10 protein-coding genes are annotated in these 14,416 nt (G+C 53.4%); 3 read left to right on the forward strand and 7 right to left on the reverse strand.

Annotated elements, in window-relative coordinates; all coding sequences use genetic code 11:
* Window positions 1-29: 29 nt before the first annotated feature.
* The 6 genes from EUZ85_RS06670 to EUZ85_RS06695 form a co-directional block, all read right to left on the reverse strand.
* The gene (locus EUZ85_RS06670; protein ID WP_127968563.1) at window positions 30-581 is read right to left on the reverse strand and encodes a zf-TFIIB domain-containing protein; all 552 of its coding nucleotides are present in this window, start codon (window positions 579-581) and stop codon (window positions 30-32) included.
* A gap of 1,168 nt (window positions 582-1,749) precedes the next feature.
* Entirely contained in the window at window positions 1,750-2,121 is a 372-nt protein-coding gene (locus EUZ85_RS06675; RefSeq protein ID WP_127968564.1) for a hypothetical protein, read from the reverse strand.
* 117 nt (window positions 2,122-2,238) lie between these two features.
* A complete protein-coding gene (panP, locus tag EUZ85_RS06680) occupies window positions 2,239-3,903 on the reverse strand; it encodes a pyridoxal-dependent aspartate 1-decarboxylase PanP (RefSeq protein WP_127968565.1) in 1,665 nt (554 codons plus the stop codon).
* Window positions 3,904-4,131: 228 nt separating this feature from the next.
* On the reverse strand, window positions 4,132-4,413 hold the full coding sequence (locus tag EUZ85_RS06685) for a DUF503 domain-containing protein (RefSeq protein WP_127968566.1): 282 nt from the start codon (window positions 4,411-4,413) through the stop codon (window positions 4,132-4,134).
* A 29-nt stretch (window positions 4,414-4,442) separates the two neighbouring features.
* Complete coding sequence (locus EUZ85_RS06690) at window positions 4,443-5,504, reverse strand: thioredoxin domain-containing protein (RefSeq protein ID WP_127968567.1); 1,062 nt, start codon at window positions 5,502-5,504, stop codon at window positions 4,443-4,445.
* 212 nt (window positions 5,505-5,716) lie between these two features.
* The gene (locus tag EUZ85_RS06695) at window positions 5,717-6,370 is read right to left on the reverse strand and encodes a TetR/AcrR family transcriptional regulator (protein ID WP_127968568.1); all 654 of its coding nucleotides are present in this window, start codon (window positions 6,368-6,370) and stop codon (window positions 5,717-5,719) included.
* Window positions 6,371-6,668: 298 nt separating this feature from the next.
* On the opposite strand from EUZ85_RS06695, the gene EUZ85_RS06700 reads away from it, so the two are divergent.
* From EUZ85_RS06700 to EUZ85_RS06710, 3 genes are all read left to right on the forward strand, one after another.
* A complete protein-coding gene (locus EUZ85_RS06700; protein WP_127968569.1) occupies window positions 6,669-10,412 on the forward strand; it encodes a DUF1631 family protein in 3,744 nt (1,247 codons plus the stop codon).
* 272 nt (window positions 10,413-10,684) lie between these two features.
* Entirely contained in the window at window positions 10,685-10,954 is a 270-nt protein-coding gene (locus tag EUZ85_RS06705) for a hypothetical protein (RefSeq protein ID WP_127968570.1), read from the forward strand.
* 264 nt (window positions 10,955-11,218) lie between these two features.
* The gene (locus tag EUZ85_RS06710; RefSeq protein WP_127968571.1) at window positions 11,219-12,013 is read left to right on the forward strand and encodes a DUF3592 domain-containing protein; all 795 of its coding nucleotides are present in this window, start codon (window positions 11,219-11,221) and stop codon (window positions 12,011-12,013) included.
* Window positions 12,014-12,092: 79 nt separating this feature from the next.
* Here EUZ85_RS06710 and EUZ85_RS06715 read toward each other — a convergent pair whose 3' ends face one another.
* Window positions 12,093-14,279, reverse strand: a complete 2,187-nt coding sequence (locus EUZ85_RS06715; RefSeq protein WP_127968572.1) for an FAD-dependent oxidoreductase — start codon at window positions 14,277-14,279, stop codon at window positions 12,093-12,095.
* Window positions 14,280-14,416 lie beyond the last annotated feature (137 nt).

A 14,416-nucleotide genomic window follows, 5' to 3' on the forward strand; every position in this document is an offset into this window, starting at 1 on the left:
AAAGCGGGCGTTAAGCCCGCTTTTTTGTATTACCGGTTGGCGGAGTAGGGATCTTTAGCCAGTAGATAGGCGATCATTGATTTCTGTTTGGACTGTTTGTCCAGCCACTCGCGAATCTCCCGCAGTCTGGCGTATTCCTCTTTGCCGAACTCTTCTTCATATAACGCTTCGAAGACATCCCGGGCTTTGCTCTCGCGAATCTTGCGCTGCCAGGGATCGGTGAAAATCGCATTCAATTTGGTGGCGAGTCCTTCCCGCTTCAGCAAATCCCATTCGCCTTTATCCAGCCACATGGCGAGAATTTCCGGACTGAGGTCGAGTCGGTGATCAGTATTTTTTGAAATACGATATTTCAGCATCAGGCGGCCGGTTTTAGGGCAGAGCAGCGCTTTTTTGGAATCTTCCGCATTAACTGCGAGATCAAAGTCCGCTTCGCTTAAAGAATGCTCCGAGTTTAACCAGCGAAGGTAATCCTGCAGATAAATCAGGGTTCCGCCGCAGTTATCGCAGATATGGCAGGCCAGTAAGTCTTCGAGGAAACCGGGCTTTAGTGCGCCTGAGTTACAGCTTGTGCATTTCATGGAATGGTCTTCCTTATAGTAGATGCTGTCTTGAGGAAAAGCATAAACTGGCGGCTTTTCACTCTGCGCCGCGACAGGATACGCGCGGACGCTTTTATATTGGAGCGCGATTATAAAGAAGGGACTCAAATGCGATCTTTTGATCACTCTGTATTCCTGAGTGGCGCTCAAATACGAAACGGTATTGTATTAACTCAGGGGCGGAAACGACAGGGCCAAATGGCTAAACGTCGATAGAATCGGAGCGTTCGATCACCTGGAAGAAATATTATCAATAAGCCGGGAGGGAAAGCCGCCATGAAAGCGGAATATTGCGTTAGCCCTGACTTCGCCTGCAACTGGCGGATACTGCTGCCAGTGTTAGAGCAGGCGTAAAAGGGGCGCTGATCACGAAAACCTAATTGGTTTCGTTGTTCAGCACTAACGTTCTTTTCCTTTTCACAACAACCTTCGGCGTGTGGGCCGGGGCTGACCTGCCGCCATAATAATGGCCTCGGTCTTCTGTCCTTGCAGTACTTTCAATGGCGGATTTAGACTCGCGTATAAGTTGGCATACTTGAACCGGCGACAGGTGCTTGGGTACCTGGATAGGCCTCAGCTCCACAATTTCCCCGTTCCGTAGTTCAAATGCCATTTCGAAACCACTTATATGACGAGCTATATTGAGTTTTGAATCAATGTTCCATTCCATGTGATTCACGCTCCGTAGTTTTTCTGGTTATCTAGGGTGTTGCCGGTAGACGAGGCCGCCTCCATACGATTTAAGTGGGCCTTACCAAACCTGGAAGGCGTCCTTTGCTGGAAAGTCGAAGAGGGCGTGAGAGCCTTCCACGATACTCCAAACAAGACCTGGATGATCCCGCAAGGGGGCGTCCACGAACTGGCCGGAACGGCTAGTATAGACACTTACGCGGCGAATAATAACAACGACTGTGTAACAGGATGTATCCCGGCAAAAGCGGCGCCAGGATAATAAGGTGAGCGGCGTTCAGTTTTACTGTGACGCGCTGGTGATTTCTACGACGGAAAAAGCGTTGATATGGTCGTTATCTTAGCAGGAATATCTTCTTTTTGTGTGTGGCTAATGTAAAAACATGTCAAAACCCGTCGCCGCCAGATGCGCCTGCGCCGGGCAGCAGGGGTTGCTAGTCGCCGTGTCAGGGCGCGGTTAAAAATAGACGTCGTCAGGATTGAATCGGTAGTCGCCCATGTTTTGCTTACGCTCCTGGCGCAGCTTGCGTACTTGCGCCTGTGCTTGCAGGCCCCAGATGCTGATGGCGTTCTCCAGGAGGTCAAAATTGATGTTCAGCAGTGACCCCGCTATTGCATTCATCGCGGCGTGGGCTTGCATGAAGCTGTGATAGGGGCCTTGCAGTTTCACCTTCACTGCGGGCTTGCTTTCCGGCCCCGCCAGTGCGATCAGGGTATAAGTGGCGTCGCCTGTATCTTTGATAAATAACTCTACCCGTTGCCGGTCATTGCCCGAGAGGGCGCAGAATTTGGCGTCGTCAGCAAGAGGGGAACGGTAATCCAGACGCATAAGCTTCTCCCATAGTGATACTGCCGGGAAGCCCTTAATGTGCACTGAATTATTGATGGGTGCAATGATGTTGATCGAATTTTGCGCTGTTTTACCGTTTTACAGGAATGCGGCGTCTCAGGACGCCGCTGCTTTGGCCGTTGAAATTGCGCAGAGATTACGTAGTTCATCCATGCGATCAGTAAGAAGATCTTCCGCGGCGATAGCCCGCTGCTCCTCAAGAATATCCTGCAGAATTTCCGCTGTCGTCAGCGGATTCGCCAGCACAACCCTGAAGACGACGCAGGCCTGCCCATCATAAGCGGCGGGATTGAGCCGCGTCCGGGACACGAATGCTTTGCCCCGCGCCCGCTGGGTTTTCTGAATGCCTTTGGTGATTCGGCTCAGACAGTCGTTAATGGCCTGCTGGCGCTCGTCATCGGCGAACTCCAGGGCCTGCCTCACCCAGGCGGGACAATATCGATAGGTGAGAATGTTGAGTTCTGGCTCACTGATGAGTTCGAAGTCGTCGGCCTCATTGATCATTGACGCGAAGGCTTTGGCTTTTTCGATGCCGAGGTCGATCAGAATCTCGTAACCGGTGCGGCCAATGATTTTTAAGCCGGACTGTATGAGCATGGCCATACCAGGTCGCGAACCTTCCAGTGTTTTACTGCCGAGGTCGCGAGACCCCTGACGAATGATGTACTGGGCGTGATGCTCTATGGCGTTGCTGGTGGACGGGTTCTTGAACACGACCAACCCTGCGCCCATTGGCACGTAAAGCTGTTTATGGGCGTCCATAGTGACGGAGTCCGCTAGCTCTATGCCTTTCAGCAAATGCCTGTAATTATTGGAGAATAAAGTGGGCCCGCCCCAGGCTGCGTCAACATGAAAGTAAGTGTTGAACTCTTTGGCGATGGCGGCCATTTCCTCCAGCGGATCAATGTTGCCGGTTTCCGTTGTGCCAGCGATGCCTACCAGACTGATAATGCGCACTTTGGCGTCCCGCAGTTCTTCGCACGTGGCGCGCAAGGCTTGCAGGTCGATTTTGTTATTGGAGCCGGTCGGGATGGCGATGATATTGTCGCTGCCCAGACCAAGCAGGTCGGCGGACTTACTGAGAGAATAGTGGCCCCGCTTGGAGACCAGCACCGCCGCGCCTTCATAACCGTAGTGCTTCAGGGCCTTGAACATGCCTTCGCGACGTACGCCTTTAAAGACGGAGTCAGCAGGAAAGCACAGGTTCCTCGCCACCCAGAGCGCGGTGATATTGGCCACCGTGCCGCCTGAGCACATGCTGCCCAGCGCCGCGCTGCTATTGTGCATCCACTCTTGGTAATAAGCGTCGTCTCTGTCATAGACAAGCCGATGCATCATTCCAATGACCTGGCGCTCTAACGGCGTAAACGCCTTGGAGGTCTCCGTTTTCACCAGATTCTGGTTCAGCGCGATCATGATTTTCGACAGCGGCAGCATGAAATAGGGCAGCGCTGACGTCATATGGCCGATAAAACTGGGTGAGGCTGTATGAACGGACTGGGAAACGAGCTTATCCAGTAGGAACTGAGTCTGCTCGGAGACGAACACGGGCTCTTCCGGAATGCGGGACTCGGCGAAGTCTTTCTCCATTTCGCTGAGATCTTTTTCCACCGCCACAATGTGATCCTGTAGGAATCCGGCCAGATTCTGTGAGATTTTCTGGTCGATTCGACCCAGTGTGGAATTAGGCGCTTCGGGGATAGTAAACACCCGATACATGGTTTCCAAACTGGCTTTGGCGATTTTTTTGGTCTTCGACATAGGACCCCGCTACCGCTTAATGGCGCTTTCGGGACGCGCGGAGTCGCCCCCGCGTGTCCAGCAACAATATTCCTGGGCTCAGGTCTGGCCGCAGGGGGCGGACCGAGCCGACGCGCAAGTATAGAGGTTGTCAAATACAAGCGCCAGTCGCCCGATAGTACACCAGTTAGCAGCTGTTTTGCATCAATCGGCGCCTTGTCGAGCCCACCGATATGGGGCTCGGTCGCCTTACAATGGCTCTTGTTCGAAAAGCGTAATGCGCGCGTCCAAACTTTGCGCCAGTGTCTGCTCAAGTTGCGACAGCTGTCTGTCCGCTGTCGCTCGGTTAGGCGCCAGAAGAACTAAAGTCCACTCGCCGGTTTGCAAAGCGTCTGCCTGTCCGGACTCGATAATCGCCAAGTGTGGCTGTCGACCCAGTTTCTCGCGAACGCCGCTGGTGCGCTGACGTTTTTCTTTTAGCGACGCGCATCCTTGTAGCTGAAATTCTAACCTGATGACGAAACCATGCATGACGCGCCCCGTATAATCTTGCTATTGCCTCAACCTGCGCGGGAGCGCGCTACGGCTGCATTGACGGCTTCTTCCAATGCGGCTTCCAGGTTATCTCCATGGAATGGGAGACCATTAATGAAGATTGCGGGCGTGCCGCGCAGTCCCAGCGCCATCGCCTGATTTTGCTCTTTTTCCACGAACTGCACGGCTTCTGCACTGGAGGCGCACTCTTCGATTTTAGCGCCGTCAAGGCCAAGCTTTTCTGCGACGCCAGCGACGGAGGCCTCGTTTAGTTTTCCTTCATAGTCAAAAAAGGCGTCATGGAACTCCCAGTATTTATCCTGTTTGCCGGCGCAGTAAGCGGCCTGAGCCAGGTACACGGAGGTTTTTCCGGTCACGGGAAAGTCCACCATGGTCCAGCGTACGCTATCGCTTTGTTTTTCAATTATTTTTCGTAAGGTATGCGAGGCGTGCTTGCAGTGAGGACAGCGAAAATCCGCAAACTCTACAATGCTGACGGGAGCCTGGGCGGCGCCGCGGACCGGATAGCCTTCCAGTTGCAGATCCGCAACGGGAGCGTTGGGCTCAACCAGATGCAAACTAAGCTGTCCCTGCTTCTTCAGGCTTGAGATGAGGTCGTGTTCTGCGCGCTGTAGACGGTCTTTCTGCAGGGCGTCCTTGATTGCGTCTTTGATTTCGTAGAAGGGGCGCTGGATTTGCTGTTTGTTGGCTTCAAAAAACTGTGAAACTTCTTCGTCAGTGACAGGTTTGATTTCAATCAGCTCATTACGAATCTGTTCTTTAGAAACATTCCGCGCCTTCGCCAGGTTTTGAAAATGCACCTGAAGCGCAGCGTTTTCCAGAATTTGTGACTTACGTTCAAAAACTTGCTGCTCAAGCTCGAACAACGCGGCGGCCCCGGCATATGGCAGTTGCTCAGGCGTATATTCCTCACCTTGTAGTGTGAACAACGAATCGCCTGCCGTTGGGGCTGACAGGGCTCCTTGGGAGAAGCGGGCCGAGTGCAGTAGCGTGGCGATCAAGAGACCAAGCGCAAACATAATTACGCCGATATAGAGAGCCGGAATCGGTTTTTTCTGAGTAGCCATGAGCGTTTTTGGTGGGGTCTAGTCTAATTGGTTGATATTAATATGCTATCGATTGCGATAAATAATTGTTGATCCGCGTCAGGACCTTACTTGGGAGCCATGGCATTCTGACAGACCTGTCAGGCCTGCGCCAGTAGCGTTCCAGCTTGTTTTAGGCGATCATTGCGTCCCTCCGGGGACATTGTTTAATACATGACGGAGAGTTTTTGTTATCAGTGCTTTGGAATAGGCCCGATTGCATTAATGCAGAATTCTGCAATATCCATGACGATCGGGTGGTCCGCGGTGATGGGCGGTTGCATGTCGCTGCTTAGGCCAGGGACGTAGGACTTGATCTGTTCGGCGAGGGGGCCGATCAGGGATTCCGCCAACGCGCCAACCAGCGCTGCGCCGCTGACCTCCGGGTTCTGTGGACGTAGCGCCGCTGACTTGACGCCTTCCGCTATGGTCTGGCTGAAGAGTTCTGCGTAAGCCTGGCGGTAGTTCAGACGTTCTTGGTCCAACACCGGATCTACGGGTTCAGCAATGAGCGCATAGGCCAGACGTCTGCCGCGCAAGGCTCTGCGCGCGAAGGTGGCGATAGCAAGACGCAGACGGACATCAATGTCGCCTGATGCGTTGAGAGAGGCTGCGACCTGATCCACTTCGCGCTGGGTGACATGGCGAAAGACTTCGGCGCAGAGCGTGGATTTGTCCGGGAAGTAGCGGTACACAGTTCCTGTGGCGACGCCGGCGCGAGCGGCGATAGCCGCTACCGAGGCTCCTTTGAAGCCGGCTTCGGAAATGAGTTCTTCCGCGGCTTTGAACAGGCGCAATTTGATGGTTTCTTTGCGCGCCCGCACTTTCTCTGTTTCTCGGTAAGCCATGGGGCGATTGACGCGGTCTGTTGCAGTAAGGGAAAAGTAAGTGCGTGAAAGTATTACGAAGTTTCAATAAATATAAAAGAGGTTTCCTTCCCTGATGAGTTGTTCCCCGCAGTAAGCCGCGACGGATTTTCCCATGCGGCGTCAGATTGACGCTCCATCGGAAAATCCGTCGCCCAGGAATGTCCGGTGATAAACGACTTCTGTAAATTCGGTGGCCCAAGGGGCTGGCGGTTGCTGAATCGTGGGCGATGACTAAACTGATTTAAGGGAACCTTCATATGACGCCCGTATTGTTTTGATGCAAAACAACAAACGCCAACACCCCCGTTATTCGCTGCAACATGAGGCGCTTATCGTGGCCAAAGGGTTCACCCCTGCTTCCTGCGGGGTGGCCAACATTTGTGCTGGCGGTATGTTGTTGTCCGATATCGATTCGGAGAAACTGGCCCATCATTTGAGGGAAAAGCCCGATTGCCGGGTGGAAGTGCATATTTTCTGCCAATACAACGGTAGCGAGCATCATCTTCGGTTGCTGGCCGACACCCGCAGGGTGGAGGGGCGTAAAGTGGGGATTGAGTTTCTGCAGTCCCAGCCGCAGCTGGTGGAAATGATGCTCAAGATCCGGCAAAGCGCGCCCAACATGCCTTCCTATACCACCCGCAGCAAACGACAGAAGTTGAAGGAATGGTTCGAGAATGCGGCGGAACGTCTCATCGGCAATATGCTGGAAACATTCTTCACCAATATCGAAACTGAGTTGAACACCCGCATCGCCTCCAGCGCGGTGTTGCGCGACATCAATGCGTTCCGGGATGCGAAAGTTCTGTTTACCCAGGGACGCAAAAAATTCAAAAAAGATTTCATCGAGCATTGGCATCAGGAACTGGATTTACTCTTCGGCTCCCGTCCTATGGGCGAGTGGACGTCTAGCGAGCTGGAGTTAGTGGATAAGACTCAGTTTGAGGACTGGCTGGAAGTTCAAATGGTGGCGACGGCGGTGGCGAACCGACAGCGCACCCGTCTGTTCATGCTGAACCAGATGATCAGTCAGGTATCAGGCAAGGATATTGATGACCGCTGGAACCCGATTGGACCGGCGGTGCTTTGTCAGTGCCTGCATTACGCGGTGAACTCTCTGCAGACGCCTGATCCAGCTAAGCCGGTGCTTTATCTGGCGTTTGAGCGTTTGCTCACGCGGGAGTTGGGAGATTCTTCCGACGAATTTATTGATATGTTCAAGTCCCATGGCCTCAAAGCCGTGCCCTTGGATCAGATGCGCACGAACTGGTCGGAAGGCCGCTCAAAACAGCGCTCGCCGGAGCCAAAAATTACCGAAGGCGCGGCTTCGGATCTGGAAAGTTTGGATTTCTCTCAAGACGCCCCCGTCGCTTCTGCGCCTTTACATCCCAGAATGCGCGCGCCTCGCGGCAGCATCCTCAGTCTGGTCAGAATGCAGCGTGGAGGGTATACGCCTTCCCGGGGCGTGTCAGAGCCGGGCGCGGATTACGAATATGGCGCAACCCAGCTTTTGCAGGATCTGCAGCAAAACCAGCGCGAGCTGTTAGGTTCTCTGGCGCAGCAGGACGGAACCATCCGGGAAGTCGTCGAAATCATGGCGGAAGGCGGGCGTGTGCATATGCCTTCCGACTCTCAGGAGGTTTGGGATCGCGTTGATCTGGTGGACCGTATTTTCGCGCCACTGTCTTCGCGCAATATGCCTACTGAGCTTAAAGGGCTGATCAACCAGCTGCGCATGCCGCTGCTTTTTTTGCTGCTGAAAGACAGCACTTTCCTGGATGACAGCCGACATCCCGCCCGGAGCGTGCTCAACCACTTTATGGCTCTGGCCTCCGCTGACCGGGTTTCCAGCAAAAGCCTGGAAAAAGTACTCAATGAAGTCATTGATGAACTCTCCGCGGGCCGCTTGGATGCGGCGTTGCTGGAGTCGGTTTCCAGCCGCCTGGAGCAACTGGTGGAGCGGCAGGAACGCGCCTTCGTTCGCAACGCGGAACGCATCGCCAAGACCTGCGAGGGCCGTGATCGCCTGAAGCGGGCGCGTAAGGCGGTCTCTCGACGCATCAGCACTTTATTAGCGGGCGCCCAGGTGGCGGACGTTGTGCTGGAGTTGCTGGCGGCGGGATGGGAAAACTTTATGGTGTTGGCGCTGCTGAAAGAAGGCGGCGATAGCGACAGCGTAGCTGACTACTTCGCCGTTATTGAGCAGTTACACGACTGGCTTGGTAAAGATAACGACAGCGAGGATCTGGCGTTTGAGCGCGAGCTTGAAGGCCCCGCAATGCTGGATTTGATTGATAAAGAGCTGGCCAGCAGCCCGGACCCCCAGAAGGCCTCCGCCGTTTGCAAAAAGTTACGCGCCATATTTGCAGATGATTTGGCGGTTACTTACACTTTGGTCGCCGCTTACCCCACTGCCGAGGAAGCCGATGAAATCGGCGCTGAGAGCGATTCTGAGCTGGCGGAACGCTGGCAGGAAAGAGCGCACCAGTTGCAGGTGGGGGATTGGGTGGAAATGTGCGAGGCGGATACTACTCAACGCATGCGTCTGGTGTGGGTTGGGGAGGATGCTTATAAATTTGTCTTTCTAACCCCCCAGGGTTTACATGAGGTGCACTTGGACTATAGCGATTTGGTGACAAAGTTGGATCGGGGGCAGCTTGCGCGAGTGCAAGAGGGAGAAGTACCTTTTGTCGACCAAAGCCTTTATTCAATTGTCCAGGACCTCTACCACAAGATGGCCATTCAGGCCGTTCACGACCCGCTTACCGGGTGTATGCACCGGCACGAATTCGAAAAGCAATTGCAGTATCTCGCCACCTGGGTGAAAAACAACGACGAAACTGCGGCGTTGATCGTTTTCGATATTGATCAGTTTGGCGCGATCAACAGCAACTATGGCAACGCTATTGGCGATCGCCTGCTGCGTGACTTCAGCCTGCTGGTCGATAGCTGGCTGGATGAGTTGCGGATTGAGCTTAAGTTGGGACGTATCGGCGGCAATGAGTTCGCCCTTTTGGTTTCTCCTGCAAGTCAGGATGTTGCGTTGGACGCGGCGGAGCGAGTCTGCAAGCAGTTTTCCAAGCACCGCTTTGAAGCCGGGGAAGGGCATTTCTCCGCGGCTCTCAGTGTCGGCGTCGTCATGATTAATGGCGGCAGTACTGACGCCAGCGCCTTATTGAATCACGCCAGCCTGGCGTGCCGCTCCGCCAAGCGCGCCGGCGGCAGCCGGGTAAAACTGTTCCTGGAAGAAGACCGCGATCAGGTGTTCCAACAGGAAGTCCTGCATTGGGTTTCCCGGATAGATCAGGCGATAGACGATTGCGATTTGTGGTTACGCGCGCAGCGTATTCAATCGATGGATAAATCCAGCGATGAGCACTTCTATGAAATATTGCTGGGCCTGAACGATCAGAACGGCAAACCGATTTCTCCAGCCGCTTTTATCGAGGCGGGAGAGCGCTATAAGCGCTCCATATATATTGATCGCTGGGTGGTGGATAACGTACTGGCCTGGATGCGCGCCAATCCCGCCAAGCTGGAAAACATGGGTGGTTTTACCATTAACCTGTCAGGACATTCGCTCAGTGACGACGGTTTCCTGGAGTTTCTTGAGGGGCACTTCCGTAAGGGCGGTTTTCCTGCACAGAAAGTTTGTTTCGAAATCACTGAAACCGCCGCGGTCGCCAGCCTGCACTACACCGCTGACTTTATCCGTGAACTGAAGCGCACTGGCTGCCGATTCGCGTTGGATGATTTCGGTACGGGCTTCTCTTCCTACGCCTACTTGCAAAGTCTCCCCGTGGACTTTCTTAAGATTGACGGCGTGTTCGTCCGCGATATACACGAAAACATGACCAATTACGCCATGGTGCGCTCTATTAATGAATTAGGGCGTTTCATGGGTATGGCGACGATCGCCGAGTGCGTGGAGAGTGTGGAAGTGCTGGAAGCCCTGAGTGAGATTGGCGTGGATTGGGTGCAAGGGTATATCGTCAGTAAACCGATTCCTTTGCTGGATCTTTAGCTCCGCATTACTACATTTTCCTCTCCGACTACGGTATCCCCCCTATATTTTGTATTCAGCTCATTTGAGTTGGGATGTGAGGTTTTGCGTTATGGATGGCGGCCTCAATCCCTTGTCTGGCAATGCTTACAGAAAATCACAGTTTGATACAAAATTCTTCTCATAGAACATTTGCAGAGTCTCATCGCTCAACTATAAATAGGTTGAAAATTCCCAGAGGACATAACAACAAAGGATAGCGACCACATACTCTGTCTTTTGGAGGTAACCCCATGAGCGACATTGAAAACGACGACTTTGAAGATCTGGAGCCAACCTATGATTCCGGCGCGGCTGATTCTGATGATGAGGGTGCGGCTGCTAAACAGGCTGCGGATTCAGAGGCACAGTCGCTTGCGATAAAGAACAAAATTCGGGAGCAGTTACAGAGCGATATTGAAGCCTTCCTGCAACGCGGAGGTCAGGTGCAAACCATTGCTAACGATGTGCGCGCGGACCCGCCCCGAAAACCGGATATGCAGTATGGCAGTAATCCAATATAACGACTAAATTGCATGGCGCTGTGAGGCCCGTTTCGATGCATGATAGGCGTCGGACGGGTAACTCGGCGCTTACTGGTTTTGCTGTTAAGTCTTTGTTCTGATTGTCAATAATATTTCCCCTCCTTGCTTTTCTTTAATTCCTTGCCTGAGACCTGCGTCACGCTATTGCTGTGAGATTTTTCCTTCTTTATACTCTCCCTTCGCAGCGTGCACTCATCAAATAATAAATTGCGTTGAAAACAAGATAATAATAAGGAAAACACAATGGACGTCCTGATTCTGCTTATGGGCCTTACGCTCATTACTGCAGGGTGGGTCCTGATATGGGAGTTCACCCGGTTTCTCCACTGCGCTTACGCCGTTCAAGGACGTGTCGTGTCACTTGAGCCTGGTTACGGTATGCGCAAAAAAATGGCGCAGCCTGGCAAAGCGTCTTACAGCTTCTTTCCTGTTATCGAATATCAATGGCAAGGCGATAGAATTCGCTTCACCTCTCTTGACGACAAGTGTATCGCCGGTCTGCAGATTGGCGACCAGGTACAACTGTCATTCTCCCGTTCCCGTCGCAAACACACGCGTATTGGTCGTCTGGTGGCGTTGATGATCGCCTCCATGACCATGCTGGTTGCAGGCATCCTCGGTGGCGCCATGTTGCTGGGACAGCAGGTGGATGTTATTCACATCCTGCTCGGTTCGGTGGTGTTGGCTATTTGCCTGTTCATTATTGTGCTTTACCTGCGTCAGCAGGACGAAACCGCCGCCGACAGCGTTCACCATGTACGCCGTCGCGTGCTTAACTGCGTGTTTCTTCAGGAGCCCACCAATGTATGTCATTGGCGCGCTTTATTTACCAACCGCAGACAGCGTCGTCGCATATGGGCGTCGCGGGTGCTGGGCGGAGGTTGTCTGGCGACAGGGGCTTTTCTGTTCGCGGCGGCTTTTTTTCTTGGCGGCGCTGGATTGGCGCCACAACTATCGGGCGGCGATTACACCGCGGATGCTGAGTTTGTTCAACCTGCTGCAAGTCGTGTCGTACAGCATACGGTCATTCGAAACTAGTCTTTATGGGCGCGCTAACTGAGTCAGGGGAGGGCGGCTCCTTCTCAGTACGCCGAGCGCCGCCCATGCTGTCTCCTCACTAAACTTCGTTATTACTTCGCCCTAACGCAGAGCTCATATCTGTCTCGCTCTTGCGCCGCCAGCGGTGCCATTTCTCCAGCCATTGCAACGCTTTTTGCGGCGCGTGCGCGCGCTTCCATTCGCCGGCGGCGTACTTATTGGTTTCTGACAAAGTCGGGTAGATGTGGATAACCCCCAGGATTTTGTTCAGGCCAATGCCATGCTTCATCGCCGTGATGTACTCAGTTATCAACTCACCTGCATGGTGACCGACGATAGTGGCGCCAAGGATTTTGTCTTTTCCGGGGACGGTCAATACTTTTATAAACCCATGGGCTTCACTGTCTGCAATAGCGCGGTCCAAGTCATCAATACCATAACGGGTGACTTCGTAGGGAATATTGCGAGCGATAGCGTCCTGTTCATTCAGTCCGACGCGCGCCACTTCGGGGTCGGTAAAAGTCGCCCAGGGGATCACCCGATAATCCGCTCTGAATTTTCGAAATACGCCAAACAGGCTGTTTACCGCTGCGTACCAGGCTTGATGGGCGGCAGTGTGCGTAAATTGATAGGGACCTGCGACATCGCCCGCTGCATAGATAGTCGGTATTTCTGTCTGTAAGTACTCATTTACTCGTAGCGTTCCATCTTTGTTGACGTTGAGCTGTAGTTTTTCCAGCCCCAGATTGCTGGTGTTGGCTCTGCGCCCGACCGCCAGCAGCACTTTATCGAAGGCGAGCTCTATTTCTTCCCCGTCTTTTTCACAGATTAACAAGCTGCTTCCAGAGGCGTCTCGCTTGAATGCTTTAGCGCTATAGCCCAAGCGCAAGTCAACGCCCTCGTTACGAAAACGCTCTTCCACCACTGCGGATACATCCGCATCTTCTCTTGGCATCAGTCGAGGGGACATGTCCAATTGTGTAACCTTGACGCCGAGGCGCTGAAACGCCTGGGTAAGCTCGCAGCCAATAGGGCCGCCCCCAATGATCAGTAGACGCTCTGGCTTGTCGCGCAGACTCCAGATTGTATCGGAGGTGTAATACTCCACTGAATCCAGGCCAGGAATTGGCGGAACAAAAGGGCGGGCGCCGGTGGCGATGACGATATTGCGTGTTGTCAAAACCTGCCCATTCACCTTTACCCGGTAAGGGTCGAGAATGGTCGCCTCACCTTCGAGACACTCAACGCCCAGGTCGGTGTAACGCTGAACGGAGTCGTGAGGCTCAACCTGTCTGATCACGGACTGCACGCGCTCCATGACGGCGGCGAAATCTACCTTGGGATTACTGGTCTGGACGCCAAACTCGCCAGCGCGTTCGACATAATTGGCGATCTTTGCTGACCGGATTAACGCTTTGCTGGGTACGCATCCCGTGTTCAGGCAGTCTCCGCCCATTTTGTGCTTTTCGATAAGAGTGACTTTGGCCTTTACCGCCGCGGCGATGTAAGACGTCACCAGCCCAGCGGCTCCCGCGCCAATAACCACCAGATTGCGATCAAAATGGGCCGGCTTATCCACCCCCACCAAGGCTTTACGCGCTTTCAGCGCGTCCAGGATGCGTCGGGCGATAAAGGGAAATATTCCCAGCAAGACGAAAGAGGCAATCAGTCCTGGAGTTAAAATGCCTGAAGCGGATTGCACTTGTCCGAGTTGCGTGCCTGCGTTGACGTACACAATGGTGCCGGGGAGCATGCCTAACTGACTGACCCAGAAGAAAGTACGGGTTTTAATTGGCGTCAGTCCCATCACAAGATTAATGACGAAAAACGGAAATAGCGGCACTAAGCGGAGTCCAAACAAGTACATTGCCCCCTCTCGCTCGACGCCGGCGTTAATAGCTTGCAGTGAGTCGCCGAATCTGTCCTGCACCCAGTCGCGCAAGGAAAGACGAGAAACTAAAAAGGCGACAGTGGAGCCGATTACGCTGGCGAAAGACACCAATAAAGTCCCTTCGAACAGGCCGAAAACAGCGCCGCCAACCAGCGTTAAGACGGTCGCCGCCGGCAAAGACAGGCCTGTGACCACCACATAGACGACAAAATAAATGGCGGCGGCGGTGAACGGGTTGGCTGAGGTGTAGGCGGATATCGCCTCCCGTTGCTCCGCAAAATACTCAAGGCTGAAGTAGCGGTTGAGGTCGAACAGGAAAAATGCGCCGATCAGCAACGCCAACAGCAATAACAGGCCAAGTCTTTTTGCTTTCATGTCTTATTTCCGAAACCCAAGGGCGTTAAAAAGTCAGTGATGAAATAGACCTCGTACTGAGGAGAATAGTTCAATTTATCTTGCCTGAAATCCCTTCTCTGAGGTGAGGAAATGGCGTGGCGCTCATGAAAACAAAG

The sequence above is a fragment of the Hahella sp. KA22 genome (genome assembly GCF_004135205.1).
In the GTDB taxonomy this organism is placed as follows: domain Bacteria; phylum Pseudomonadota; class Gammaproteobacteria; order Pseudomonadales; family Oleiphilaceae; genus Hahella.